At 49.5% G+C, this 26,390-nt stretch carries 30 protein-coding genes; 10 read left to right on the top strand and 20 right to left on the bottom strand.

The window, feature by feature from the left end; translation table 11 throughout:
* The first annotated feature begins 10 nt into the window (after positions 1–10).
* Together NT239_02410 and NT239_02405 are read left to right on the top strand one after the other, a co-directional pair.
* Complete coding sequence (locus NT239_02410) at positions 11–1,330, top strand: adenosylmethionine--8-amino-7-oxononanoate transaminase (GenBank protein XGA71715.1); 1,320 nt, start codon at positions 11–13, stop codon at positions 1,328–1,330.
* Positions 1,331–1,348: 18 nt separating this feature from the next.
* Positions 1,349–2,905: a hypothetical protein gene (locus tag NT239_02405; protein XGA71714.1), complete on the top strand. Its 1,557-nt coding sequence runs from the start codon at positions 1,349–1,351 to the stop codon at positions 2,903–2,905.
* A 44-nt stretch (positions 2,906–2,949) separates the two neighbouring features.
* On the opposite strand, the gene xerC is transcribed toward NT239_02405, so the two are convergent.
* The 14 genes from xerC to NT239_02335 form a co-directional block, all read right to left on the bottom strand.
* Positions 2,950–3,873: a tyrosine recombinase XerC gene (xerC, locus tag NT239_02400; protein ID XGA71713.1), complete on the bottom strand. Its 924-nt coding sequence runs from the start codon at positions 3,871–3,873 to the stop codon at positions 2,950–2,952.
* Positions 3,866–4,525, bottom strand: coding sequence for a DUF484 family protein (locus NT239_02395; protein XGA71712.1), 660 nt, complete (start codon positions 4,523–4,525; stop codon positions 3,866–3,868). The genes xerC and NT239_02395 overlap by 8 nt, the downstream gene beginning before the upstream one ends.
* Positions 4,526–4,539: 14 nt before the next feature.
* Positions 4,540–5,370 carry a diaminopimelate epimerase gene (gene dapF, locus NT239_02390; GenBank protein ID XGA71711.1) on the bottom strand — a complete coding sequence of 277 codons (831 nt, stop codon included), beginning with the start codon at positions 5,368–5,370 and terminating at the stop codon, positions 4,540–4,542.
* A 220-nt stretch (positions 5,371–5,590) separates the two neighbouring features.
* On the bottom strand, positions 5,591–6,013 hold the full coding sequence (locus NT239_02385) for a CoA-binding protein (GenBank protein ID XGA71710.1): 423 nt from the start codon (positions 6,011–6,013) through the stop codon (positions 5,591–5,593).
* Between the two features lie 63 nt (positions 6,014–6,076).
* Positions 6,077–6,433 carry a DUF3147 family protein gene (locus NT239_02380; protein ID XGA71709.1) on the bottom strand — a complete coding sequence of 119 codons (357 nt, stop codon included), beginning with the start codon at positions 6,431–6,433 and terminating at the stop codon, positions 6,077–6,079.
* Between the two features lie 2 nt (positions 6,434–6,435).
* Positions 6,436–6,816, bottom strand: a complete 381-nt coding sequence (locus NT239_02375) for a Rid family detoxifying hydrolase (GenBank protein ID XGA71708.1) — start codon at positions 6,814–6,816, stop codon at positions 6,436–6,438.
* 44 nt (positions 6,817–6,860) lie between these two features.
* Complete coding sequence (locus NT239_02370; GenBank protein XGA71707.1) at positions 6,861–7,427, bottom strand: flavin reductase family protein; 567 nt, start codon at positions 7,425–7,427, stop codon at positions 6,861–6,863.
* Positions 7,428–7,552: 125 nt separating this feature from the next.
* On the bottom strand, positions 7,553–8,746 hold the full coding sequence (hemW, locus tag NT239_02365; GenBank protein ID XGA71706.1) for a radical SAM family heme chaperone HemW: 1,194 nt from the start codon (positions 8,744–8,746) through the stop codon (positions 7,553–7,555).
* A gap of 27 nt (positions 8,747–8,773) precedes the next feature.
* The gene (locus NT239_02360; GenBank protein ID XGA71705.1) at positions 8,774–9,322 is read right to left on the bottom strand and encodes a hypothetical protein; all 549 of its coding nucleotides are present in this window, start codon (positions 9,320–9,322) and stop codon (positions 8,774–8,776) included.
* Positions 9,323–9,349: 27 nt separating this feature from the next.
* Positions 9,350–9,571 (bottom strand): hypothetical protein, encoded by a 222-nt coding sequence (locus tag NT239_02355; protein XGA71704.1) that lies wholly within the window; start codon positions 9,569–9,571, stop codon positions 9,350–9,352.
* Positions 9,568–10,161: an RdgB/HAM1 family non-canonical purine NTP pyrophosphatase gene (gene rdgB / locus NT239_02350; protein ID XGA71703.1), complete on the bottom strand. Its 594-nt coding sequence runs from the start codon at positions 10,159–10,161 to the stop codon at positions 9,568–9,570. The genes NT239_02355 and rdgB overlap by 4 nt, the downstream gene beginning before the upstream one ends.
* A 53-nt stretch (positions 10,162–10,214) precedes the next feature.
* Positions 10,215–10,853, bottom strand: a complete 639-nt coding sequence (locus NT239_02345; protein XGA71702.1) for a retroviral-like aspartic protease family protein — start codon at positions 10,851–10,853, stop codon at positions 10,215–10,217.
* A 7-nt stretch (positions 10,854–10,860) separates the two neighbouring features.
* Positions 10,861–11,880 carry a tRNA dihydrouridine(20/20a) synthase DusA gene (gene dusA / locus NT239_02340; protein XGA71701.1) on the bottom strand — a complete coding sequence of 340 codons (1,020 nt, stop codon included), beginning with the start codon at positions 11,878–11,880 and terminating at the stop codon, positions 10,861–10,863.
* Between the two features lie 261 nt (positions 11,881–12,141).
* Positions 12,142–13,050, bottom strand: coding sequence for a recombination-associated protein RdgC (locus NT239_02335; protein XGA71700.1), 909 nt, complete (start codon positions 13,048–13,050; stop codon positions 12,142–12,144).
* A gap of 163 nt (positions 13,051–13,213) precedes the next feature.
* On the opposite strand from NT239_02335, the gene NT239_02330 reads away from it, so the two are divergent.
* From NT239_02330 to NT239_02320, 3 genes are all read left to right on the top strand, one after another.
* The gene (locus NT239_02330; GenBank protein ID XGA71699.1) at positions 13,214–14,221 is read left to right on the top strand and encodes an extracellular solute-binding protein; all 1,008 of its coding nucleotides are present in this window, start codon (positions 13,214–13,216) and stop codon (positions 14,219–14,221) included.
* A gap of 100 nt (positions 14,222–14,321) precedes the next feature.
* Positions 14,322–15,920 (top strand): iron ABC transporter permease, encoded by a 1,599-nt coding sequence (locus tag NT239_02325; protein ID XGA71698.1) that lies wholly within the window; start codon positions 14,322–14,324, stop codon positions 15,918–15,920.
* 15 nt (positions 15,921–15,935) lie between these two features.
* A complete protein-coding gene (locus tag NT239_02320) occupies positions 15,936–16,976 on the top strand; it encodes an ABC transporter ATP-binding protein (protein ID XGA71697.1) in 1,041 nt (346 codons plus the stop codon).
* 49 nt (positions 16,977–17,025) lie between these two features.
* On the opposite strand, the gene sulP is transcribed toward NT239_02320, so the two are convergent.
* The 4 genes from sulP to NT239_02300 are packed head-to-tail and all read right to left on the bottom strand — an operon-like array spanning position 17,026 to position 19,938.
* Positions 17,026–18,741: a sulfate permease gene (sulP, locus tag NT239_02315; protein ID XGA71696.1), complete on the bottom strand. Its 1,716-nt coding sequence runs from the start codon at positions 18,739–18,741 to the stop codon at positions 17,026–17,028.
* A 3-nt stretch (positions 18,742–18,744) separates the two neighbouring features.
* Entirely contained in the window at positions 18,745–19,164 is a 420-nt protein-coding gene (locus NT239_02310) for a YeeE/YedE family protein (protein XGA71695.1), read from the bottom strand.
* 11 nt (positions 19,165–19,175) lie between these two features.
* Positions 19,176–19,601: a YeeE/YedE thiosulfate transporter family protein gene (locus tag NT239_02305; protein XGA71694.1), complete on the bottom strand. Its 426-nt coding sequence runs from the start codon at positions 19,599–19,601 to the stop codon at positions 19,176–19,178.
* Complete coding sequence (locus NT239_02300; GenBank protein XGA71693.1) at positions 19,591–19,938, bottom strand: metalloregulator ArsR/SmtB family transcription factor; 348 nt, start codon at positions 19,936–19,938, stop codon at positions 19,591–19,593. Before NT239_02300 ends, NT239_02305 begins: the two co-directional genes overlap by 11 nt.
* Before the next feature lie 94 nt (positions 19,939–20,032).
* On the opposite strand from NT239_02300, the gene NT239_02295 reads away from it, so the two are divergent.
* The 3 genes from NT239_02295 to NT239_02285 are packed head-to-tail and all read left to right on the top strand — an operon-like array spanning position 20,033 to position 21,571.
* Positions 20,033–20,905 (top strand): MBL fold metallo-hydrolase, encoded by an 873-nt coding sequence (locus tag NT239_02295; GenBank protein ID XGA71692.1) that lies wholly within the window; start codon positions 20,033–20,035, stop codon positions 20,903–20,905.
* Between the two features lie 10 nt (positions 20,906–20,915).
* Complete coding sequence (gene trxC, locus NT239_02290; protein XGA71691.1) at positions 20,916–21,344, top strand: thioredoxin TrxC; 429 nt, start codon at positions 20,916–20,918, stop codon at positions 21,342–21,344.
* Between the two features lie 35 nt (positions 21,345–21,379).
* A complete protein-coding gene (locus NT239_02285) occupies positions 21,380–21,571 on the top strand; it encodes a DUF2892 domain-containing protein (protein XGA71690.1) in 192 nt (63 codons plus the stop codon).
* A gap of 32 nt (positions 21,572–21,603) precedes the next feature.
* Here NT239_02285 and pbpG read toward each other — a convergent pair whose 3' ends face one another.
* On the bottom strand, positions 21,604–22,671 hold the full coding sequence (pbpG, locus tag NT239_02280) for a D-alanyl-D-alanine endopeptidase (GenBank protein ID XGA71689.1): 1,068 nt from the start codon (positions 22,669–22,671) through the stop codon (positions 21,604–21,606).
* 226 nt (positions 22,672–22,897) lie between these two features.
* Between pbpG and phaC the strand changes: the two genes are divergently transcribed.
* Complete coding sequence (phaC, locus tag NT239_02275) at positions 22,898–24,616, top strand: class I poly(R)-hydroxyalkanoic acid synthase (GenBank protein XGA71688.1); 1,719 nt, start codon at positions 22,898–22,900, stop codon at positions 24,614–24,616.
* A gap of 89 nt (positions 24,617–24,705) precedes the next feature.
* On the top strand, positions 24,706–25,884 hold the full coding sequence (locus NT239_02270) for an acetyl-CoA C-acetyltransferase (protein XGA71687.1): 1,179 nt from the start codon (positions 24,706–24,708) through the stop codon (positions 25,882–25,884).
* A 63-nt stretch (positions 25,885–25,947) separates the two neighbouring features.
* Here the strand turns inward: NT239_02270 and mscL are convergent, their stop codons facing one another.
* Positions 25,948–26,376 carry a large conductance mechanosensitive channel protein MscL gene (gene mscL, locus NT239_02265; protein ID XGA71686.1) on the bottom strand — a complete coding sequence of 143 codons (429 nt, stop codon included), beginning with the start codon at positions 26,374–26,376 and terminating at the stop codon, positions 25,948–25,950.
* Positions 26,377–26,390 lie beyond the last annotated feature (14 nt).

Genomic DNA, 26,390 nt, shown 5'->3' with positions numbered 1-26,390 from the left:
AATAGCGAATATGAAAACATCAAATGAATCTTTACTTGCGCGCAGCATGGCGGCTGTTTGGCATCCATGCACGCAAATGAAACGCCACGAAACCATGCCCTTGGTGCCGATAGCGAGCGCCAATGGCGTGTGGTTGACCGATTGCAATGGCCATCGCTTCATCGACGGCGTTTCAAGCTGGTGGGTCAATTTGTTTGGCCATAATGAGCCACGCATTAAAGCGGCCATCAGCGCACAGATGGATCGGCTCGAACACGTGATGTTGGCTGGCTTTACGCACGAGCCCGTGGTGCAATTGTCTGAGCAATTGGGCGAATTGACGGGGCTGGGCCATGCTTTTTATGGCTCAGATGGTGCTTCAGCGACTGAAATCGCGCTAAAAATGGCCGCGCATTATTGGCGCAATTTAGGGCGGGCGAAAAAAAACCGCTTTGTGTATTTGGCCGATAGTTATCACGGCGAAACGGTGGGCGCATTGTCGGTGACGGATGTGCCAATTTTTCGTACTGCCTACGCGCCGCTGGTGCGCGACAATTTTTGCGTAATGAGTCCAGACCCGCGTTTAGCAAACGAAGGCGAGAGCGCAGCTGAGTACACCACGCGTGCGTTGGCCGATTTAGAGCAAGTGTTGAAAAACCACGGCGACGAAATCGCCGCACTGATTATCGAGCCTTTGGTGCAGGGTGCGGTGGGTATGGCGATGTATGAACCAAGCTACTTGGCTCAGGCACGTATACTGTGTGATGAATATCAAGTCTTATTGATCGCCGATGAAATCGCCGTCGGTTTTGGCCGCACCGGAACCATGTTTGCGTGCGAGCAGGCGGCAATTAAGCCCGATTTGATTTGCCTTTCCAAAGGCATTACCGGCGGCTATCTACCTTTGGCGGTTGTGCTGTGTACCGACGAGATTTACCAAGCCTTTTATGCCGATGACAGCGCCAAAGCTTTTTTGCATTCTCACTCGTACACTGGGAATGCGCTAGCGTGTGCCGCGGCCTTAGCTACGCTGCAGATTTTTCGTGATGATGATGTCATCGTCAAAAACCGAAGCAAAGCGCAGGCGATGAATCAGGTGTTTGAACCGTTAAAAAACCACCCTCGAATTACGCATTGGCGGCACCGCGGCATGATTTGGGCCTTTGATGTGCTCGATGCGCCTGCTGGATTTGCACAAAAATTCTTCCAAAACGCATTAAAAGCTGGTGTTTTGCTGCGGCCGGTTGGAAATACGGTATATTTTATGCCACCGTATATTATTGATCTGGCCCAGACCGAGCAGATGGCGCAAGCAGCAAAATTGGCGCTAGAGCAAAGCGTGTTGTCTTAGATAAACCAACAGTGTGATATGACTTTAATCTTTAAGATTCCTGAAACCGATCAAAGCCTTGCGGCAGTCGTTGAGACCGATCCGAAAAAGCTTAAAGATTGGTTAATCGCGTTGCCCACCGCCAATGTGATTGACGCGGCGCGCATGATGCTTGATGCAATGACGGCCTTAAACCGTGTTAAGGTCGATGCAGATGCTCGGATCGCGTTGTTAACAGAATATCAAAGCTCTTTAGAAATGCTCACTGGCGCGTTTGAAGTGGCCTATGCCTCGCCTGGGTTGCCGATGAAAGAATCGGCCCGTATGGCGGCACAATTGGCGCGCAATGTGTGGTTTGAATTGGCGCAAGGCTGGAAAATCGCGCAACACGATAAACTTGAAAAACGCTTTAGTTTTTTCTCTAGCCCCGCCAAACCTTCCCCATTGTTATTACAGGCTTTGCTGTATGCCTATTGGCGCGTATATCAAGTGTCCGCGCGTTTGTATCAAAGCTTGCCGGAAGGGATTTGGTCTGATGCGCACCAGATCTTCCGCTATGGTGCTGAGCATAAAGTATTAGACGAACCCAAAAACGAAAACCCGAAAGATAAGTCAACGCGCTCGCTCGCCACTTTATATAAGCAAATGGTGCTACTGGCCCTAGCCGACCCGCACCGCTTTGCCGGAAGCGAGTTTGATAAAGTGATCGAAATTATCGAGGGCTACGCGCCACACGCCCATTTTCAGCCTTTAAGTAAACTTGCGTCGAGTGCGGGGTTTTTCTTGATTGAGCTTAATACCGACAAGGCACCGTGTTATGTTGGCAATCGCTCGCTCGATCATTACTCAGGTCAAGCGGTGCTGTTTGATACGATAGAGTTGGCAAAAAAGCTGCACAAGGCCGAACACGCTGTTGAAGCGAAGGCTCCGATGGCAAAAGATCGCGTCAAAGTTCAAATGTGGCTGGAAATCTTGCGCCGTGTGATACGCCAGTGGAGTATTGTTCCGCATCGCCTATATCAGCGGATTCCGACGCAATCGAATATCAATGTGGCGTTGGGCTTGCGGCGCACTGCTTTTCGTCTCAATCAAGGCCAACATTTAACGCTGGGAACTGAAAAAATTTTGCTGTCGGAAAAAGACTTGCAAACCACCCAGTGGCAAGTAGTCAATGAAAGCCCTGGGGGTTACGGGATCTTGGCGCATGAATTGCCCAAAGAGCAGGCAAGGGCGGGCGAAATTGTTGCTCTGTCGATTGCAGATGAAACCAACTGGATGGTCGCGTCGATTCGCTGGTTGCACCAGCATCACAATGGGTCGATGGAAATGGGCTTGCAAGTAATGAGTGCCAAAGCGAGGCCCATTTTGATGCGCTCAGTGCAAAATCCAGAAGCTGGTTTTTCCCCCGCTTTATTATTGCCGGCGATTCCAGCGTTAAAACAGGCTGCACGTATAGCAACGAGCAAAGGTCACTACACCCCGCTACGGGAATACACGGTGCTATTGGCAGATCGAAGCCATACAGTACGCGCCACAAAATTGGTTGAGCAGCAAAACGGCTATGATTTATTCGAGTTTAGTGGCGATTTAGATTAGGTATTTTGCTCTGGCTAGCATCAAATATGCTTGCTAGAGCAATACTACTTATTTTTAGCGCGCGGATGCGCTTGGTCATACACATTTGCTAGGTGTTGAAAATCCAAGTGTGTATACACCTGCGTGGTGGCAATACTGGCGTGGCCCAGTAGTTCTTGTACTGCGCGTAAATCACCCGATGACTGCAGTAAATGACTGGCGCAGCTGTGGCGCAACTTATGTGGGTAAAGCGGCTCGTTAATCCCGAGCTGCTGCTGCCAGTGCTGCAAGCGGAGTTGTACGGCTCGGGTGGTTAATTTCCCCCCTTTTTTGCTCACAAATACCGTGGCGACTTGCCCACGTGCATATTCGGGCCTGATTGTGAGCCAGTGGCGAAGCGATTCCTGCGCTGCATGGCCAATCGGGACGACGCGTGTTTTATTGCCTTTGCCGGTTACGCTGGCCAAACCTTGCGGTAAATCGAGCTCGATCAACTTTAGACCGACTAACTCGCTAACGCGTAAACCCGATGAATAGGCTAATTCAAACATGGCCTTGTCGCGAGCATCGAGCGCATCGTCGTCGGGCATGTTTTCCAAAAAGCCAACCGCATCGTCGCTGTTGAGTGTGCCGGGTAAGGGTTTGCTCGACTTAGGTGCTTTCACCCCTTCCACTGGGTTCAGTGGCCAATGAAAATCACGAATCATAATGCGATAAAACATTCGCCATGCCGATAGCGCCCGTGCAATAGAGCGCCCCGATAAGCCTTTACTGGCAATTTGGCGCACAAAACTACGAATGTCTTGCGCAGTGAGCGTGTGTAAATCTTTTTGCTGCGCGTATTGTGCTAGTAGCCATAAATCACGCTCGTAGGCCGCATAGGTGTGCGCACTGGCCATTTTTTCGCCATTCAAATAGCGAAAAAAATGCGCAAACTGCTCAAGCGTTTGCGCGGGAATTTGTTGCGATGGTGCGGCGGGTTTAGCCATTGTCTGGTGTTATGCGGCGAATTGCGGCCGATAATAAATCAGACAAACGCTGCAAATACAAGGTGCCCATGTCAGGGTAGAAGCGCTCGCTGTCTGGGCTAGCTAGCACTAGCAATCCAAACGGCTGATCTGCGGTTTTCAAGGCAAACTGAGCGAAGGATTTTAGTTCACCAGTGCCAATTTCAAACCAATCGAGTACTTCATCGGTGACATATGGACCGCAGTACGGGGAAACTAGATTTTCAGCTAAGCGATGAATCGCTTCACTGACTGGCGAGAATTCCATCAAATTGCACTCGCCGGCCGGCAACCATAAGCGTAGCGCCATAAATGGCACATTAAAGCGCTCTTTCAGGTGATATTCAAGCGTACCGATGATCGAAGCTAGATCATTTGCCTTCATCAAATCAACGGTCAGATGATGCAATTTGTCTGAAATTTGGTCGTTTTCGATGCCAAATTGCAGTAACTCGCCCAAACGTGATTCCAATTGCTTATTCCGATCGCGTAAGGTGAGTAATTGTCGTTCAGCCAACGACACCGCATGGCCGCCATGATTATGCGGAACAAAAATTTGCGCGATATCATCGGCAAATTCATCAAAAAAAGCTGGGTTTTGTTTTAACCACTGAACTACATCATCCGCATTCATCTGCTTTATCCTGATTAAATGTCGATTGAACCTGCAAAAACAGTCACTGCAGGGCCTGTCATCATGACGGCTTGGCCTGCGCCCGTCCAAGAAATTGTTAAATCACCACCACGGGTGTGAACCAGCACCGTTTCATCAAGGAGTCCTCGGCGAATACCCGCGACTACTGCGGCGCATGCACCCGTGCCGCAAGCCAGTGTTTCACCCGCGCCGCGCTCGTATACGCGAAGCGCGATTTCATTGCGATTAATAATCTGCATAAATCCGGCGTTCACTTTGTTTGGAAAACGCGGATGCGCCTCAATCAAGGGGCCTTGCTGGCTAACTGCAGCAGTTTGCACCGATTCAACCACTTGCACCGCGTGCGGGTTGCCCATCGAGACGACGGATATCTGCAAAACATCACCGTCAACGATCAACGGATCAACAATCGCTTCGTTGGGGGCTTGAAAAGGAATTTCATCCGGCGCAAAGCGGGGCACACCCATATTGACGGTGACATTGCCGTCGGCTTCCAATTTCGGGTAAATCACGCCTTTCGCGGTTTCTACGGCGATTTCAGTTTTATCAGTCAGGCCTTGCTCGTAAACAAAACGGGCAAAACAGCGCGAACCATTACCGCATTGCTCTACTTCGGAGCCGTCGCAATTGAAAATGCGATAACGAAAATCGATGCCCGGTGTGCTGGATTTCTCGACTAGCAGCAGTTGATCAAAGCCAATGCCAAAATTACGGTGACTCAAGAGGCCGATTTGTTCGGAGCTCAGATTTACTGTTTGACGCACACCGTCAATGACCATGAAATCATTGCCAAGACCGTGCATTTTGCTAAATTGCAGCTTCATGTTTAATTATTCCATTCGATTTTATTGGCCGTTGTTATTGCGATTGAAACAGCAAAAAAGCTCGAGGTAAAACGATAAATATTAGGGGTAGCCCAGAACCATTCATGCGCAGATAAGCTGAGTTTTTGCGCTGATGCTAGGCTAAAGGCTGGGCCGCTGCGGGGCAAGGACTCTTTGCGCAGCGTGGCAAAATCGTCATTGCCGTGTAATTTTGGTGAGTTTAATCGGCAAATAAACGGCCGTACTCAACCATTAGGCAGCGATCCATGATGATCGGAATCCCTGCTGCATTAGCGCGCTCGGCGGCCGCTTCATCAATAATATCCAACTGTAACCAAATCGCTTTTGCGCCGCGCGCAATCGCTTCATCAACCACCGTGCCTGCTTCTTCGCTGCGGCGAAATACATTCACCAGATCAATTTCGCCCGGAACTCTCGCTAAAGTGGGGTAGACCTTTTCGCCTAAAATCGTTTCTTGCGGTTTTGGGGTTACTGGAATGATCTTAAAACCCCAGCGTTGCATTAATTTGGCTACGCCATGGCTGGCGCGGCTTGGTTTATCTGAGAGACCCACCACGGCGATCGTTTTGGTGTTAAGCAAAATGGCTTTAATTTCTTCATCACTTGGATTGTGAATTGGCATAGCGCATGTCCTTTGGGTATGTTGCTGAAGGCAAAATACAGCTTCTCTTTGCTGAGTATACCCTTAGATTAAGTGAATCTGAAAGCGAGCAAGCACTTGTGCATACAGTAAGAAAATAGCGATGGTTGCACAGCAAGCGATCAGCAAGGCCGGCCAAAATCCAAAACGGTTGAGCAAAAAAGGAAAGGCCAAAAACATCGGCAATGTAGGAATCACGTACCAGAAGGTGTACCACGCGTGCGCGGCAATTTTCGCGCTGGGTTGCTTTTCAATGTACAGCCAAATCAGCGTTAAGCACGTCATGATCGGCAAGGCGGCTAGCAATCCGCCCACGCGCTCATAGCGCGCTGCAATTTCAGAAATACCGACCACGGCGGCGGCCGTGATCAGGTATTTTGCAATCAAGTAGCCGCTGGCCACGATTAGGCGAGCACCATCACTGCGTCAGCTTCAACAATCGCGCCTTTTGGCAAAGCTGCGGCTTGCACCGCTGCACGCGCAGGGAATGGTGCGGTGAAATATTCACCCATGATTTCGTTCAATTTGGCAAAGTTGGCCAAATCAACGACGAATACGCCCAGTTTTACGATGTCAGACAAATCGCCACCCGCCGCTTGGCATACCGCACGCAGGTTTTGGAATACGCGATGCGTTTGCGCTTCAAAACCTTCAGCCAACTCGCCCGATACAGGATCAAGACCGATTTGGCCTGATAGATACACCGTGTTGCCCACTTTAACCGCTTGCGAGTAAGTGCCAACGGCTTTAGGGGCGTGGTCTGAATGAATGATTCCTTTGCTCATAATGTCATCCTTAATTGAAATTGGCCTGACCAAAAGGTGAGGGTTTAGGGTTTTTTACTGGCAGCAATTGCATATGGTTCTGGGTGAACTCGCCCATTGTGCAGCAAATCGTCGGCGGCATAAATATGGACGATTTCGATCAGAATTAAATCCGCGACCACGGGGCTGCCGACTTCAATCTGCTGCAAAAAACGGCCTTCGAGCGCGACGCCGCAATCGTCGATGCGTGGCGCTTTAACGGTTTGTGCTGGTGCAAATTGTAGGCCAAGGCTATCGATTTGCTCTTGTGATGGTGGTGTGCCTGATCCAGTTGCGTGTACCGCAGGCGCGTGATCGTGCGATGGAATATGAATCACGCAGTCGCCGCCATGAATGAGGTTAAGCGCAGTGTCTTTTTGCTCGCTGCCGCCGCCCTGGCCCATGCGGCGATTGACGCTGAGCGACACAATCATTGGTTCGCTCGACACAATATTAAAGTAGGAAAATGGCGCGATATTGATTTTGCCGTTTGCATCGCTGCTGGTGACCCACGCAATCGGGCGCGGAACGACGCAGTCGGTAATCAAATTGTATTTTTCACTCGGCGACAAAGTCGCAACGGGCCATTCCATAATAAATCCTGTTGATACGGGGTTGGGTATTGCTTGTGAGGCTTTTTCTGGTCTAGTTTGCTGCCATATACCCAGTAGTTTTTTAACACCGTCATCGCGGCTCGCAGTAGCTTTACAGCAAATGGCTAGGGTAAGAATCTTTCCATTAATACATTCAAAAAGCGCTGGCCTTTTTCAGTTGGCTTGACCCAATGTAAATCACGTTCGAGTAAACCTTCGCTACAGGCGCGCTCGAGTTCGGTAAAAATCTTGCTCTGCGGCAAACCGGTGCGCTCTTGAAACAGCGCGAGCGGGAAGCCTTCGGTTAAGCGCAGCAGATTAAGCATAAATTCAAACGGTAGCTCATCTTTTTCGACCACCGTTTCGGTCTGAATGGCATTGCCGGCGGCCATTTTGGCCAGATATTCGGTCGGCTGTTTGTAGCGCGCTTGGCGAATGATTTTGTCGTGAAAGCTTATTTTGCCGTGCGCGCCAGCGCCGATGCCCAAATAGTCGCCAAACTGCCAGTAATTCAAATTATGCTGACTGCGTTTGCCGGGTTTGGCGAAGGCGCTGGTTTCGTAATGCTCAAACCCCGCGCTGGCCAGTTCTGCTTCGATCATTTCCTGCATATCCGCCGCCAGATCATCGTCGGGCAGGGCGGGTGGGTAGCGATGAAACAGCGTATTGGGTTCCAGCGTTAAATGATACGCGCTCAAATGCGCAGAGCCGCATTCAATGGCAAGGCGAATATCGGCCTGCGCCTGCGCCAGTGTTTGCTTAGGCAGCGCGTACATAATGTCGAGGTTGAAATTGCCAAAGTGCTTGTGTGCAATTTCAACCGCGCGCAATGCTTCATCACGATTATGTATGCGGCCTAAGGCGCTTAAATGCTCAGGGTTAAAGCTTTGAATGCCAATCGACAGCCGATTAATCCCCGCCGTGGCGTAGCCGGCAAATTTGTCGATTTCAAACGTGCCCGGGTTGGCTTCGAGCGTGATTTCAGCGTCGGGGTTCAGCTTTACTCGCGCGCGAATCGCCTCTAGAAGGCGATCCATGCTGGCGGCGGAAAACAAACTCGGCGTGCCGCCGCCCATAAAAATACTCGTTACCGGGCGGCCCCACACTTGAGGCAGATTGCTTTCCAAATCGCTAATCAGCGCGGCAATGTATTGATCTTCGGGTAGGCCGCTGGGGTGGTTAGCATCTTTGACCGCGTGCGAATTAAAGTCGCAATACGGACATTTTTTGACGCACCACGGAAAATGGATATACAGCGCCAACGGCGGCAGGGCGTTTAAGCCCGAAGAGCCAAGCTGACTAAGCGAAATAGTTTGCATTGAAAAGACGATATAGTTGGATAGAAATTATTGCTTTGGCGAGTTCTTTTTCGAAAACTCAACCATGCCTTTCCAAACTTTGAAATCTGGGTAGCCTTCTTTAATGTCCATTGCCCCAGAAGAGAGGATCGTAAAGTATTTCTTACACGCCAATTCTGCACCATCTTTTTCGATCATGGTTTTCACCATTGAATTGGCTTGCTCGTTATTGAATTTGGTCATGTCCGCCAAGGCTTTTTTTGCCGCGTCATCACCACCAACCTGTTTTACTGCACCCAAGTAACCATTCACGTAGTCATAGTGAACCATCAGGTATTGCTTGTTTTTATTTTGCCATGTGTTGAGGCTTTGCTTGATGTTGTCTTCGGTGAGTTCGCCTTTGCCTTTGCAACCATTGGCCATTTTGTTGTTGGTCACAATGGTCGTGCTCAGGTTGCCCGCAGCCTTATTACGCTCAGGTGTGAAAGGGTTGCCCGAGTCGCTGCTCACGCTAGAAGCTTTACTCGCATTTTTGGGGGCAGCGATCGCGATAGACATGGGTAAACAAAGTGCTGCAATTAATAAGGCTTTTTTCATGTCGGTTCTCAATGGTTAAAATAAATTTTATTGGTAAGGGTTATGAAGCTTTTCAACTAATTGATGCAGCACGGTCTTCATTTGCTCGGCAGACACTTCCATCAACAGGCCATCTTCGAATAAGTCTTGCGCCATTTGCGCGAGCTCATCGAGGTTTTCGTTCATTACTTTCACTTTCTCGGTACACGATACCACTGAGCCATCGTCGCGACACCATTTAGCCCAGCGGCTTTCGTCGTTTGTGCTCATAAGCCGGTTTCCTCAAGTTTGGCCATTAAAACCTTCAGCGCCTTGGCTCGGTGCGAAATTTGCGCTTTTTCATTGGCACTAATTTGTGCAACGGTTTTATTAAACTGAGGCAACCAAAAGAGTGGATCGTAGCCAAAACCGCCATCGCCGATTAGCTCATTCGCAATCTCTCCACGGCACACGCCGTCGGCGATTAAAGGTTGTGGGTCGTTCTCGCTACGCACTAACACCAAGGCCGCATAATACCAAGCGCTGCGCTCTGGGTGATTTTTTAATTCACTCAGCAGCTTCTCGTTATTGCGCGCATCCGATTTGGGCTCGCCTGCATAGCGCGCAGAATACACGCCCGGCGCGCCACCTAGTGCATGAACGCACAGGCCAGAATCATCGGCCAAAGCGGGTAAACCGGTGATTTTTGCCGCGTGCCGTGCTTTCGCCAGCGCGTTTTCAACAAAAGTCTCGTAAGGTTCTGGGCATTCTGGGACGCCTAACTGGCCTTGCGCGATAATCTCGATGCTCAGTGGCGCAAATAACAGGGCGAATTCTTTGAGTTTGCCGGCATTGTTGCTGGCGAGAACGATTTTTTTCATGGGGTATTGCTCTGAGTCTATTCTGATAATTGCGCTGCAATCTAATACACTGGCTAGTATGCTTTTTTGCTTAAGATCATCAAGCTTTGATCGCGAGTCATTTGAAAGCGATTGAGCAAGCTGGTGCCGATCAAAATGGGGCTGCCGTCATTGCTGTCGCGCACGACGGTTGGCACATCATAAAGCGTAATGCTGCCCAGTCTAAGCTGTGGCACTTTGATAATCCACGCGCCGATCACGCCATTCGCGGTTTGCGAACGCGCCGCTTGGCCATTTTTGTAATCCAATTTCATCATGTCGGCCGTGGTGCGCGACATCGATAAATGCGTTGCACCCGTATCGACCACGCCTTTTTGCGTGTTCTGGTTGATCGTAATGTCAACCATATAATGCCCGCGCTCGTCAGGCGTTAGAACCAAGCTGCCGCTGGTATTGGCGTTGCTGCTACCAGGCGCGGTGTAACCTTGGCCAAGTTGTAATTGCCGTTGTTTGCCATTGCTTTCAACGACGGCCGATTCGGCTTGAATGGCGATCACTTTAAATTGGCCATTTTGCTGGCCCGCTTGCAGCGTTTTTTTCTGCCCATTGATCTGGAAAATACCTTTATTGCCCATCGTGGCAATCAAAATAATATCGTCCGCCCACGTGAGTGAGCTCAGGCAAAGGCTTAAGGCTGCAAGGGTTTTGATCATCTTGGGCTCACTTTGGCTCGCGCAGGGCGACGCTGTTTTCAATTTGGTCCAGTGCTTGTTCGATGAGGCGCCAATCGGCATTTTTCAATAGTGTGGCGTCCGATAGCATTCTACGCCATTGTCTTGCACCATACTGACCTTGATACAAACCAAGGATGTGGCGCGCAATAAAACGCAGTGGCGTACCGCTGGCCAATTCCGCTTCGATAAAACCGCGCATATTTTCCATTGCGCCACGGCGAGTTTGCTCGCGTGCTACTTGGCCGTAAATCTGCGCATCGACCTCAGTCAAAACCCACGGATTGTGATAGGCCTCGCGGCCAACCATCACACCATCAACATGATTGAGGTGATCTAGCGATTGTTCAATGGTCGTAATACCACCATTAATAATGATTTCTAAGTTCGGAAAGTCACGCTTAAGCTGGTAAGCATAATCATATTTCAGCGGCGGTATTTCGCGGTTTTCCTTGGGGCTCAAGCCTTTTAAGATTGCATTGCGTGCATGCACAATAAAAGTTTGGCAGCCCGCTTCGCTAATCTGGCCAACAAAATCGCGCACGAAGGCATAGTCTTCGACTTTATCAATGCCGATGCGGTGTTTGACAGTCACATCGATCTGGCAAGCATCGCGCATCGCTTTAACGCCGTCGGCCACCAATTGCGGCTCTAACATTAAGCAAGCGCCAAACGAGCCCGATTGCACGCGCTCACTCGGACAGCCAACGTTTAAATTGACTTCGTCATAACCCCAATCTTCGGCAATCTTCGCGCAACGCGCCAAATCACTCGGCTCGCTGCCGCCTAATTGCAAAGCAATCGGATGCTCGGCGGCGTCAAAGCGCAAATGGCGCATCTTATCGCCATGCAAAATCGCCCCAGTGTTTACCATCTCGGTATACAGCCAAGTGTGCTGGCTCAACTTGCGCGCAAAGTAACGGTAAAACCGATCGGTCCAATCGAGCATCGGTGCGATGCAGAAGCGGCGCGAGGGGAGCTGGATAGCTGTATTGGGTTGATTTGACATGAAAGGCTTCTACGATGTGTTGCGAGACGGCGCGCGAATAAGTAGATCGCACTACTTTGATAAATTACTGGCAAAGCGTGCAGTTTATCGAGTGTATTTTACGCGGATTCAGCCGTTGGGTGCGCGTAAACTTTACGGCTAATGCGGCGTTGGGAGACTGTGGCGCAAAAAGATGAAGGTCTTGGCTAGCGTAGCTTAGATTTGGAGTTGGGTATTGGGCTGCAACGTATATCATATTTGATCTGCAGCCCAATACCTCGCTTAGCGTTGTGTTTCGCCACCCAGTGCGGCGAGTAATTCAGGAATAAACCCGCGCAGCTCGCCCACCAGCAAGGCGTATTGTGATTCGAACAAAGCGTCTTGCGTTTCGGCGTCCATGTCTTTGAGTTCGTCTTTCAATACGTCAAGCATCGCGAGCGATTTGATCTCTAGCGCGTCGGTGAGGGTAAAGGTTAGGCGTTCGCCAAAGGCCAGCGCCAAGCGCGTCACCACTTTGCCAACTTCTAAATGCTGGCGCACTTCGTCGCAATCCATCACTTGGCGCTTAAAGCGCGCAATCGAGCCGTCGTCGCCCGGCGTTTTCAATTCGGCGTCTTGGCCGAGCGAGAATGCATCTGGTGTTTCGCTGCTGAGCCATTCGGTCATCGCAGCACAGGGGCTGATTTCGGTGTCGATGATGCGCGTTGGCAAGCTGCCCAAGGTTTCGCGCAGCGTGGATAATAAAAACTCGGCCTTGGCTGCGCTGGCGGCGTCAACAATGACAATGCCGTTTTCCAAATCAAGCAGCGCACGCTGAATGCGTGAGCGGGTAAAGGCGCGCGGTGTGAGCTCTTCGATAATGCGATCTTTCAGTTCGCGCTGCTCTTTACGACCGACTTTGCGGCTCTCGGCCGCTTCAATTTGCTGTACCCGGTAATCGAGCTCGTCCTTGATGACGGCGGCGGGCAAAACTTTTTCTTCGGTTTTTAGCGACACCAGAACGGCATTTTGGCGCTCAAGCGCCATTAAAGTGGGTTCATGACGAGCTGGCGGCACCCAGCCGTTCGATTCCATATCCATGCTGCCGCACGCTACAAAAGGGCGTTTGGCTAATTCGGCTTGAATACTGACCGCGCTCAAGGCGTGATCAGCGGCTAAACGATAAATTTGTAGATTACGGAACCAAAGCATTCTTTGCGACCTCAAATGACGGCTGCAGATTGTAGCGCCGTTGGCGAGTTCATCAAAATCAATTGTACTGAAGCGATATTTTTTACAGCCTAAGTGTTTATTGGTATTGAGAATGATTCTGTTTTGATCTTATAATGCGAATACTTATTGTTTAGGAAAAACCATGAAGAAGTTTGCTCTCACTGCTGTTGCGCTGTCTTTGTTGGCTGGTTTGGCACAAGCTGAAACGGTAACGGTTTACTCATCGCGCAATGAGCAATTGATTAAGCCGCTGTTTGACGCCTACACCAAAGAAACTGGCGTTGAAGTGAAAGTTCTGACTGATAAAGAAGGCCCGCTGATGGCGCGCCTGCAAGCTGAAGGCGGCAATACGCCTGCTGATATGCTGATTACGGTGGATGCCGGTAATCTGTGGCAAGCATCGAATATGGGTTTACTGAAAACAGTAAAATCTAAAACGCTAGAAACCAATATCCCAGCGCATTTGCGCGACGCTAAAAACCAATGGTTTGGTTTGTCAGTGCGCGCTCGTACGATGATTTACAACCCAAGCCTGATCAAAGCTGACCAATTATCGACTTACGAAGACTTGGCCGATCCAAAATTCAAAGGCAAGTTGTGTCTGCGTACCAGCAAGAAAGTTTACAACCAGTCTTTGGTTGCGATGATGATCGCTCAGCAAGGCGAAGCTAAAACAGAACAAATCGTAAAAGGCTGGGTTGCTAATTTGGCCACAGACGTATTCCCAGACGACACCAAATTGATCGAAGCCGTTGCTGCTGGCCAATGTGCTGTGGGTGTGGTGAATACCTACTACCTTGGTCGTGTGCTGGATAAATTGCCAGCAGACAAACGTGAAGCTTACGGCGCGAAATTGTTCTGGGCGAATCAAAAAACCAACGGTACGCACGTGAATATCTCTGGCGCGGGTGTAACGCGTTATGCGAAAAATGAAGCGGGCGCGGTTAAATTGATGGAATGGTTGTCGTCTGAAAAAGCGCAAAACTTGTACGCTGATAAAGACATGGAATTCCCTGCAAATCCAAAAGTAAAAGCTGACGTATTGGTGAGCAGCTGGGGCCCATTCAAGCAAAACCTGATTAATATGAGCAAAGCTGGTGAATTGCAGGGTGCTGCTGTTAAACTGATGGACCGTGCTGGTTATAAATAATCATTTGCGTTGTTGATCGCAATAGACTTTAAATAAGTGTATTGAACTCTGTAGGGCAGGCCGGCTGGTCTGCCCTTTGTCATTATCGAGAATTTGATTTATGCGCTTTTCATCGTTGCGTGGTGTGCTGTACGCCATGCCGATTGCTCTGTTGACCCTCATTCCCTTATTGGTGGTACTGGGCTCTTTTTTGCATCCACAACCAGAAGTGTGGACGCATTTAAGCGAGTATGTGCTGCCCGATGTGATTAAAAATACGTTGATTTTATTGCTGGGCGTGGGTGTCGGGGTGCTGTTGCTGGGCGTGCCCTTGGCGTGGTTTACCTCGGTGTGTGATTTTCCCGGGCGAAAATTCTTTAGCTGGGCCTTGATGCTACCGCTGGCCATGCCCGCGTATGTGCTGGCGTTTGTGCAAGTGGGTTTGCTCGATTTTACCGGCCCAGTGCAAACGCTGATTCGCGATTTAACCGGCGATTCGAGCTGGTTTCCGCGTATACGCTCCACGGGCGGCGTGGTCTTGGTGCTGACTTTGGCTTTTTACCCCTATGTGTATTTATTGGCGCGTAATGCCTTTCTCACGCAAGGTAAGCGTGCGCTCGAAGCGGCGCAAATGCTCGGTTTATCGCGCCAGCAAGGTTTTTGGCAAGTCGCTTTGCCGATGGCGCGACCTTGGTTGATTGGCGGTCTGACATTGGCTTTGATGGAAACACTGGCCGATTTTGGCACGGTGGCGATTTTTAACTTCGATACCTTTACCACGGCGATTTATAAATCGTGGTTTGCGCTGTTTAATTTACCCGCGGCATCGCAATTGGCGTCGTTGCTAGTGCTGTTTGTGCTAGTGCTGGTGTTGCTTGAGCATTGGGCGCGCGGAGCGCGGCAATATCATGGTCGTATCGTTGCGGCCGAGCGCATTGTGCTGCGCGGTTGGCATCGCTATACCGCAGTCGTTTTGTGCTCTAGCGTGCTGCTGATCGCCTTTATCATTCCGATGATTCAGCTGCTATTTTGGGCGAGCACCATTTGGCAGGAAGACCTTGATGGTCGCTATTTTGGCTTTACCTTGCGCTCAATGATGATTTCGCTGTTGGCCGCTTTGATTGTTGCGACCTTAGCGCTCTTGCTAGTGTTTATTCAACGCCGCTTTCAAGGGCGCGGTACGCGCTGGTTGGTACGAATTGCGACTTTGGGCTATGCGGTGCCAGGCTCAGTCTTGGCGGTCGGCGTGTTTTTGCCGATTGCTTGGCTCGATAACTTACTGATTCCAATTGCGCAAAGCATGGGTTTTGCCACCTATCAAATTTTAAAAGGCTCGGTCGCCGTGATGTTGCTGGCTTTGGCGGCGCGCTTTATGGCGGTGGCGTTTCAGCCGATCGAGAGCGCAATGCAGCGTATTAGCCGCAATCAAGAAGACGCAGCACGATCTTTGGGGCTGAATCAGCGGCAATTATTGTGGCGACTGCATTTGCCATTGCTGCGTGGCGGGGTGTTGACTGCGGTGTTGATGTGCTTTGTCGACGTGATGAAGGAAATGCCGATTACGCTGATGACGCGCCCCTTTGGCTGGGATACCTTGGCGGTGCGCGTATTTGAAATGACGTCGGAAGGCATGTGGGCGAATGCCGCTTTGCCCAGTTTAATGATCGTGCTAACTGGCTTGATTCCGGTGATTTTGCTCGTATTGAAATCTGAAAAATAAGGCGCTTGCGCAAAAATGGCTTTATTAACTGTAGAAAATATCCAAATCGCTTTTGCTGCGCGCAATGTGGTTAACGATCTGTCTTTTTCGCTGCAGGAAGGTGAAATCGCTTGCCTATTGGGTGCGTCGGGCTGCGGCAAAACCACGGTACTGCGCGCGATCGCCGGGTTTGAATCACTGCAAGCGGGGGCAATCACGCTCGCTGGACAGGTGGTTTCGAGCGGCTCGCAGATGACTGCGCCGCAACAGCGCGGTATAGGCATGGTGTTTCAGGACTATGCGCTGTTTCCACACTTAACCGTGGCGGGCAATGTGGCTTTTGGCTTAAAAGCTTTGAGCAAAGACGAGCAGGCGGCTCGCGTGAATAAAATGCTCAGTTTGGTGGGCTTGGCCGATTTGGGTGGGCGTTATATTCATGAGCTTTCGGGTGGGCAGCAGCAGCGCGTTGCTTTGGCGCGCGCTTTAGCGCCGCAGCCACGGCTTTTGCTGCTCGATGAGCCCTTTTCCAATCTAGACGTTGAATTACGAGAGCGCTTAGGCCAAGAAGTGCGCGCGATTTTAAAAGAAACCGGCACAACGGCGATTTTGGTGACGCACGATCAGCGCGAGGCTTTTGCGGTGGCCGACCAAATTGGCGTGATGTTTGACGGGCAAATTCGCCAATGGGGTACGCCCTATGATTTGTATCATGAACCTGTTGATCGCTGCGTCGCCAATTTTATTGGCGAAGGCGTTTTGCTGCCTGCGCGCTTAACTGCGCCGCAGTGTATTGAATTTGAGCTTGGCCAGATTTGCCGCACCGCGCCAGTATCATGCTGCGTGGGGTGTGAGATGGAAGTGCTGATTCGCCCTGATGATATTCAGCACAACGATGGTAGTGAACTGAAAGCCAAAGTGCTGGCCAAAGCGTTTCGTGGCGCGCAGTTTATGTACACCTTAGGCTTGCCATCGGGGCAGACGCTACTCTCCTTAGTACCTAGCCACCATAACCACGCGATTGGCGAAGATATTGGTATTGAGCTAGAAATGGATCACTTGATTGTGTTTAAAAAATAAGGGGGTATCCATTTTTGGCGATTGTAATGCATGCCTTATGGCTTGATACCTATATGGTGTAATCTTCGTTGATCTGCGGTTGTAGCGCCAACATTGCAGCATGAGTGGAAATGAACGGTGGGTTTTGTAGTTGCTGCAAAAAATCACCATGCTTTAGGGTATCTAGCACCGGGCCTTTTACTTCGGCCAAGTGCAGGGCAATACCCTTGTTGTTTAGTTGTGCTAGCCAACTTTTTAGCGCATTAACGGCGCTAAAGTCGATATTGTTCACTGCAGACAAAATCAAGACTAAATCACTCGTTTCAGCTCGCTGCGCTAGCTCGGCATCAATTTTTCCCAAGATGGTGGAAATATTGGCAAAGAAGAGATTTTCGTCAATGCGTATGGCGGTGATACTCGGCGTGGTTTCAACCTGATGGCGCAGCACATTTCGATAGTGTTCGCTCTGTGGAACGCGACCTACCACGGCGATGTGAGGCTGCTGGCTACGGAGTAAATACAGCAAAATCGCAATGCCCACGCCAACGGCGATGCCGGTCATTGGGCCGGTGAGCAGCACACCAGCGAAAGTCATTATCCACGCAATGCCATCCCGCCGATCGAATTGCCAAGCCAGCTTGAGTTGCGCTAGTGAGATCATTTTGCTGGTCGCCAAAATAATCGTAGCCGCGAGCAGTGCAGTGGGTAGGTAGCTGAGCAAGGGTAATAGCAAGCAGATTGCGACGATGATCCAGATTGCCGATAACATGCCGGCCAGTGGTGTTTGCGCGCCAGCATTGGTGTTTACGACGGTGCGCGAAAAGCCGCCACTTACCGGCATGCCGCCGACGGCTGCGGCTGCGATATTGCAGTTACCGAGTGCCAGTAGTTCACGATTAGCGTCAATGTGTTGTTGACGTGAGTTGGCGATTGATTGCGCGACGGTGATGCTTTGTAAAAATCCTGCCAAACCAATTAATAGCGCTGGCATGAATAATGATTGCAGCGTACCGGGGGCAAAGCTGAAGGATTGCAGCTTGAAGTCGAGTGAGTTTAAGTTGCCCAAGGTTTTAATCTCGGCATGTCCGCCGTGTGACGCGAGAGCGAGGCCAATCAGCAGCATGGTTAGTAAGGGCAATACTTTGCTAGCCAAGTCGGCGTGTTGACTGTTAATGCCTAAGTAGCGAAGTAGAGAGGCGCTAGGCGCGCCACTGAGCCACATCAGTAGCAGACTGCTGAGACCAAAAGCAAGGCTGCTAACTTGAAGATGATTTAACGCATTTGGTAATTGCTGCATTAAAGCGGGTAGGGTGTCACCGCGCCACACTGTACCTACAAGTCCACCCACTTGGCCCAGTGCAATCAGTAGTGCCGTCCCCGCGCTAAAGCCTTGCACGACGGGTAGTGATAAAAAGCGCGTGATTTGTCCCAGCTTCAGTAGGCCAAAGATCGATAGCAAAAGGCCTGATAACAGACTTAGCGTTGCCGCGAGGATTAAATATTGGGCGCTGCCCGGTGCGGCAAGGGGAGTGAGGGCTGTTGCGGTCATGGCGGAAGTAATCGCCATCGGCCCAACCGACTGCGTCATGCTGCTGCCAAAAAAACCATAAATCAGTAGTGGAGCAATACTGGCAAAAAGGCCCGCCATCGGCGGCAAGCCTGCCAATTGGGCGTAGGCCAATCCCTGTGGAATCAACAGCAGCGCAACGATGATGCTGGCGATAAAATCACCCGCGAAATAAGCGCGGCGATATTGTTGTATCCACAGTGGAGGCTGAAGGTGCATGGTTTACTTCTTATTGATGCGTTCGTAAATAAACATACCAGCGAACATGGCTGCGGTAAACAATACCCCACCCAGTGAGCCTGTACCGACAGCAACCAGAGCGGGCCCTGGACAGATACCCCCAATGCCCCAGCCAATACCAAAGGCAGCGCTGCCTAAAATCAAGCGCTTATCGATCACGCTGCTATTGGGTAATTGCATCGGTTCACACGTTGCCAGCGTGGTACTGCGACGTTTGGCTGCCGTGAAAAAGATGACGGATACTCCGATGCCGCCGCCCATCACGAAAGCAAGGCTGGGATCCCATAGGCCAGCAAGGTCTAAAAATCCTTGTACTTTAGCGGGATTGGCCATCCCCGCGAGCAATAGCCCTAGGCCGAAAACTAGGCCGGTAAAAAAGCCGATGGCATTCATTTTCATCATGGAGCTCCTGCTTAAATAAGGTGTTTAATGATAAATACGGTCACAAACCCTGTGGCCATAAACGACAGTACCGCTGCGAGCGAGCGCAGTGAGAGGCGTGACAAGCCACAAATACCATGGCCACTGGTGCAGCCATTGGCGTAACGCGTGCCGATGCCGACCAATAAACCCGCTACGATTAAGCCAAATGGCGAGGTCACCATTTTTAGTTCGGGTAATGGTGCGACAAGGCTCCAGGCCAGCGGTGAAACCAGTAGGCCCAGCATAAATAAAATACGCCAGCTGCGATCTTTGGCTCCTGAAATTAGCCCGCCGATAATGCCAGCAATGCCGGCAATTCGACCAGCCAGCAAGACGAGTAAGCCTGCTGCTAGGCCAATGAGGGCTCCGCCGAGTAAGGAGGCGAGTGGGGTAAAGTTGGCAAGATCAATTTGCATGTTCAACATCCTTTGCAGAGGGGCTTCTTAAATCAATTGGGCAATACAGCATATACAGTAAGGAAAGCACTTGTTTGACCTCGTCGCTGGCGAGTGAGTAATAAATTCGTTTGCCGTCGCGCCGAGTGTTGACCAATTGCGCATTGCGTAAAATACCAAGCTGCTGCGACAGCGTGGGTTGGCGTATATCGAGTAATTCTTCGAAATCAGAGACGCATTTTTCGCCATCGACCATTTGGCAGAGCAGTAGCAAACGGTCTTCGTTGGCGAGGTTTTTAAGTAATTGGGTTGTCTGTCCTGCTGAGGCGCGCATTGCCTGCATTTCGAGTTCAGTCATGTTGAGCCCATATTCATCAACTAAGTTTGACATATTATATAAATAAATATATTGTAAAGTAAAGCTGATTATTTAATTCTTTACGGAGTACGCGATGAAGCAAGTTCAACCCAATGTCGAAGCGTTCTATGATCCGGCCACTTTTACCATTTCATATTTGGTTTATGACGAACGAGGCGGATCGGCGGCCATTATTGACCCTGTACTTGATTACGACCCCAAGGCCGCGCGTACGAGTACGCACAATGCGGATCAAATTGTGTCGCGCGTAAGCGAGTTGGCATTAAAGCTGGAATGGATTTTGGAAACGCATGCGCATGCTGATCATTTATCGGCTGCGGCTTATTTGCAAGAAAAACTGGGTGGCCAAATTGCCATTGGACATGGCATCGATCAAGTGCAAAAAATCTTTAAGCCCCTATTTGGCATGGAGGCGCAGTTTGCTACTGACGGCCGCCAATTCGATAAATTATTTAATGATGGCGAACAGTGGAGTATAGGTAAATTAAGCGCTACAGTAATTGCCGTTCCTGGGCATACCCCTGCTGATGTTGCGTACTTAATTGGCGATGCGCTATTTTTGGGGGATACTTTGTTTATGCCTGATGTTGGTTCTGCGCGGTGTGATTTTCCTGGGGGCAGCGCTGCTAATTTGTATGATTCGGTGCATAAACTTTATCAGCTACCGGATCAGACTCGTACCTTTGCTTGTCATGATTATCCGCCCGCGGATCGCGCTGAGCCAAAGTGGGAATCAACAATTGCTGAGCAGAAGCAACATAATATTCATCTGAATCAGAGAATCAGCAAACAAGATTTCATTGCGTTGCGGGAAGCGCGTGATGCCACATTGGCTATGCCTGTGCTGATTATGCCGTCCATTCAAGTGAATGTCCGTGCGGGGCACTTGCCACCGCCGGAGGCTGACGGTCGGCAATATTTGAAATTACCATTGAATACTTTGTGAGAAATATAGAATGACGATGCAAATTGAATGTCCACATTGCCATGCGCAAAATCGCCTAGAAGCCACTCGCTTGCATGAAGCGCCGAACTGTGGGGCTTGCCATCAGCCATTGCTGAGTGGAGCGCCTATTGCCGCCACTAAAGAGTCGCTGCCTTTGATTTTAAAAAATAGCAAATTGCCTGTTGTGATTGATTTTTGGGCGCCATGGTGTGGCCCATGTCAGCAATTTGGGCCTACATTTGCTGCGGCGGCTAAAGAGATAGCTGGGAAGATGTTGTTTGTTAAGGTCGATACCGAATCGCAGCCTGAACTAGGTAATCAATTCAGGGTGCGTAGCATTCCAACGCTCCTGGTTGTGGAAGGTAATGCCGAATTGGAGCGAGTATCGGGGGCTTTGTCGCCTGGGCAATTTAAGGCGTGGCTGATGCAGTTTCTGTAAATGGGCGCTTGCCCATAGCTGAGTGGAGGTGTGAGATGAGTAATGTTGGTGGCGTTGATCGCATATTACGTATCACTGTGGGTGTGGTGTTGCTGGTGCTTGCGGTCCTTAATGTCTTGGGGCCGTGGGCATATTTAGGAATTGTGCCTTTGCTAACTGGCTTAATTCGGTATTGTCCTTTGTATAAACTTATTGGGCTTAATACATGCCCAATTCAGAAAAAATAAAAAAAGCCCGCTAGTGCGGGCTTTTTTTATTCTTAACCTGCACGATAAGTGCTGGTGCGAGTTTCCTCAATCCAGCGACGAACACGTTGCACATCACCAATACGCGTTTGCTTGCCATTGGATGCCATCAATACCATGACCACTGGCATATTATTGATTGTTGCCTGCATGACAATACAGCGGCCCGCCTCATTGATAAAACCGGTTTTGGATACGCCAATATTCCAATCTGGATTTTTAACCAGCGGATTGGTATTACGGTATGTCATCACATTGCCGGTAAGGTTTGAAACAAAGTTGTACTCACTCGAGGTCGAAAACTGATGAATTTCTGGGTAGCGTTGAGCAGCTTTGACCATGAGCGCCAAATCACGTGAGGTCGCGACATTTTGTGGGGTGAGGCCAGTTGAGTCGAAAAAGCGGGTGTGAGTCATGCCGAGCTGTAGTGCTTTTTCGTTCATTTTACGAATGAAATTGTTGCGCCCGCCGGGGTAGTAGTGGCTCAGCGCGGAGGCAGCGCGGTTTTCTGAAGACATCAATGCTAAAAGTAGCATCTCACCACGCGTGAGCGTAGTGCCAACGGCGAGACGTGAGCTGGTGTTTTTTAGATTATCAACGTCTTCATGCGTAATGCTAATCAACTCATTGAGAGGCAGTTTGGCATCAAGCACGACCATGGCGGTCATTAATTTGGTAATCGATGCAATTGGAATCACGTTATCCGCATTGCGTTCATACATAACTTCGCCAGTTTGTTGGTTTAATACCACGGCCGCAGCCGATTGCACACCTGGGCTGGCTAAATTAATTGGGCTGGCATTAATGCGTGCGATTTGCACATCACGACGCGCACTGGCAATCGCATTTTGTTTGACCGAAGTTTTTTTTCTGCTGGTGTACGTGACTTTTGATTTGGAAGATTTGCTGTTCTTGGCGACTTTATTGCTGGGCTTTTTTGCGCTGCGAGCGGATTGACTCGAAGTCTGTTTTTTTAAAGAAGTTTTTGATTTTTCAGTAACTTCTTTTGAGGCAAGTGCTGGGGTGGTCGCTAACGATGCGCAGATAAACAATGCGCACAGAGGGCGAAAAAACTTGGACATGAGTGACCCCTTCGAATAAAACTATGTGTTGCTTATGTTAGTTATTGCTGATTCTACGCAAAGAATGGAAAAAAGTCATTGTTAATCAATAAGTAGTGTTTTTTTGCTAAACAATGACATTAGAATTGCCCAGCCTTGCGATGATTGTTAGGATTGTTTACATTGCACTGCAACAATTGTATTGTGCTGGTATTCGGGAAAATCCTAATATAACTGGAGCGACATTGTGCTGACTCACCCCGCCATGCAAGCTTTTTTTGATCAATTAACGCAAGCCAATCGCCAATGGTCCGAGCAGTGGGCCAAGGCGATTCCTGTTTCCGAACCAAATCAGCATGTCACGGTGCTGCACGAACTGTTGCATAAATTCCAACAAAATCAGCCTGAGTTGTTTGGCGCCCATGCTGCGTTTTATCAGCAACAAATGGATTTATGGCTGGGTTTAATTGGTGCTAAGTCTGGGGTGAAGGTGGTTGAGGCAGAAAAAACTGACCGCCGCTTTAATGCGCCAGAATGGGATACGCCGATTTTTGACTATATTCGTCAAAACTATTTGCTGACATCAAAATGGCTACTCGATCAGATTAATTCGCCACAATATGACGATGCAACGCGCGAAAAAATGTCGTTCTTCACGCGACAATATATTGACGCGATGAGCCCTAGTAATTTTGCATTTACCAACCCCGAGGTAATGAAACTCGCACTAGAAACTAAAGGTGAGAGTTTGCAAGAAGGCATGAAGCAGTTGTTGGCTGACATGCAAAAAGGCTCAATCACGATGACTGATGAGAGCCAATTTGAAGTTGGAAAAAATCTCGCAGTCACACCGGGTGAAGTCATTTTTGAGAACGATTTGTTCCAGCTGATTCAATATTCGCCAACAACCCCCCAGGTGTATAGTCGTCCATTGTTAGTTGTGCCGCCGTGTGTAAACAAATACTACATTATGGATTTGCAACCTGCGAATTCCATGATGGCCTATATCGTCAGCCAAGGGTTTACTACTTTCTTGGTGTCGTGGAAGTCAATCGAAGCGCATCAAGGGCATTTGCAGTGGGACGATTACATTGAATCGGGCGTAATTAAAGCTGCCGAAGTGGTACGCGAAATTTCTAAAGCAGAAAAAATCAATGTATTGTCGTTTTGCATTGGTGGCGAGTTGGTTTCAACCGCCATGCCAGTGATGAAAGCGCGCGGCTTAGATTGGTTTGAGTCGGTTACCTTGATGACGGTGATGCTTGATCACACTGACCCTGGTGAAATTAAGCACTTTATCGATTGGAATATTGTTCGCCAGCGCGAAGTGCAGAAAGAGGGCGTGATTGGTGGCAAAGAGTTGGCGCGTACTTTCTCGGCGTTACGCTCAAATGATTTGATCTGGAATTATGTCGTTAATAATTACCTGAAGGGCAAAAACCCAGCGCCGTTTGATTTGTTGTACTGGAACAGCGATTCGGCCAATTTGGCTTTGCCGATGCACACCTTCTTCTTGCGCAATATGTATTTGGAAAATAATTTAATTAAACCAAATTCATTTAGCTTATGCGGCACGCCAATTGATCTTACGACGATTAACGTACCAACCTATGTGTTTGCTGCGCGCGAAGACCATATTGTTCCATGGCAATCAGCTTTTGCTACGACCAAAATCTTCAAAGGCCCCATCCGCTTTGTGTTGGGGGCTTCTGGTCATATTGCTGGCGCGATTAATCCAGTCTCGACCAATAAGCGCAATTATTGGGTCAATGATAATGTGGCTCTTAATGCCGAAGATTGGTTGCTATCGGCAGAGTCTCGCCCTGGCAGCTGGTGGCAGGATTGGTCGGCTTGGCTGGCTCCCCATTCTGGTGAGCACGTTGCGGCGCCTAAAAAGTTGGGAAACACCAAATACAAAATGATCGAGGCCGCACCAGGCCGCTATGTCAAAGCGAAAGTAGTCTAAGTGTGAATTGGAAGGCCTCGGTAGGTGGGCCTTTTATAACTAATGGCTGACAACTTAGTGTTGTTTGCTACTGCTGGGAGAGCAAAAAAATGACAGATGTAGTGATTGTTGCCGCAGGTCGTACTGCTTTGGGTAATTTCTCAGGCGGTTTGGCTAAAGTTTCTGCGCCAGAATTGGGCGCGACCGTGATTCGTGCATTGTTAGAAAAAACAGGCGTGAAACCCGAGCAAGTATCTGAAGTGATTTTAGGTAATGTCTTGACTGCAGGTTTGGGGCAAAACCCAGCTCGTCAGGCCGTGCGTCGTGCCGGTTTGCCTGATGCTGTGCCTGGTTTAACCATCAATCAAGTGTGTGGTTCTGGTTTGAAAGCTGTGGCCTTAGGTGTTCAAGCTATTTTGGCGGGAGATGCTGAAATTGTCATTGCTGGTGGCCAAGAGAATATGTCGGCTAGCCCACATCTATTGAATGGTAGCCGTGATGGTTTCCGCATGGGTAATGCTAGCCTTGTCGATAGCATGGTGTACGATGGTTTGACCGATGCTTATAACAACTATCACATGGGTGTGACAGCAGAGAATATCGCTAAAAAATATGCAATCTCTCGTGAAGAGCAAGATGCGCTGGCCTTGGCTTCTCAGCAAAAAGCCGCCGCAGCCCAAGCAGCAGGCCGTTTTAATGATGAAATTATCCCTGTTGTGATCCCACAGAAGAAAGGCGACCCAGTTGTATTTGAGCAAGATGAATTTATTAAGCCAAGCACAACGGCTGAATCACTCGCCAAACTTCGCCCAGCTTTTGACAAAGAAGGCACCGTAACAGCAGGGAATGCATCGGGTATCAATGACGGCGCTGCAGCGGTGCTATTAATGAGCCGTGAAAAAGCCAAAGAGTTGGGTTTAACCGTGTTGGCGAGTGTAAAAGCCTCTGCAAGTACAGGTCTTGATCCCACGATTATGGGTATGGGCCCGGTATCTGCGACACAAAAAGCCTTGGCTAAAGCAGGCTGGTCAATTGAAGAACTCGATTTGATTGAGGCGAATGAAGCATTTGCTGCGCAAGCCTTGGGCGTAGCGCGAGAATTGCAGTGGGATCTGAATAAGGTTAACGTCAATGGTGGCGCAATTGCTTTGGGTCATCCAATTGGTGCTTCAGGTTGCCGTGTGCTGGTGACCTTGATTCACGAAATGGTACGTCGCGATGCAAAGAAAGGTTTGGCGACGCTGTGTATCGGTGGGGGTATGGGTGTAGCGTTGTGTGTTGAACGCTAATTCCGAGTAATACCCATGAAAAAGCCGCAGATTGTTCTGCGGCTTTTTTGTTTTTCGGGCGTTTTATTTCTTCAACGAATCGCGAATTTCACGCAATAGCACGATATCTTCAGGCGTAACTGGCTCGGCTGCCGGAGCAGTAGGCTCTTCGCGCTTGAGTTTATTCATCGCTTTAACGACCATAAAAATAGCAAAGGCCACGATAATAAAGCTGATCATGCTATTGATGAATAGGCCATAATTGAGCGTAACTGCACCTGCTTCTTGAGCCGCTTTGAGCGTATTGTAAGGGCCTGCTACTTTGTTGCCGTCAACTAATGTGACAAACATATTAGTAAAGTCGACCTTACCAATAATAAAGCCTAGTGGTGGCATGATCACATCTTTAACCAATGAATCGACGATCTTGCCAAATGCAGCGCCAATCACCACACCGACCGCCAAATCAATGACATTGCCGCGCATGGCAAATTCGCGAAACTCTTTAAACATGCTTACTCCAGTAT

It is taken from the genome of Chitinibacter sp. SCUT-21 (assembly GCA_041874755.1).
Classification (GTDB): domain Bacteria; phylum Pseudomonadota; class Gammaproteobacteria; order Burkholderiales; family Chitinibacteraceae; genus Chitinibacter.
The sequence above is the reverse complement of the archived record's forward strand: the minus strand, read 5'-3'. Positions and strand labels throughout refer to the sequence as shown.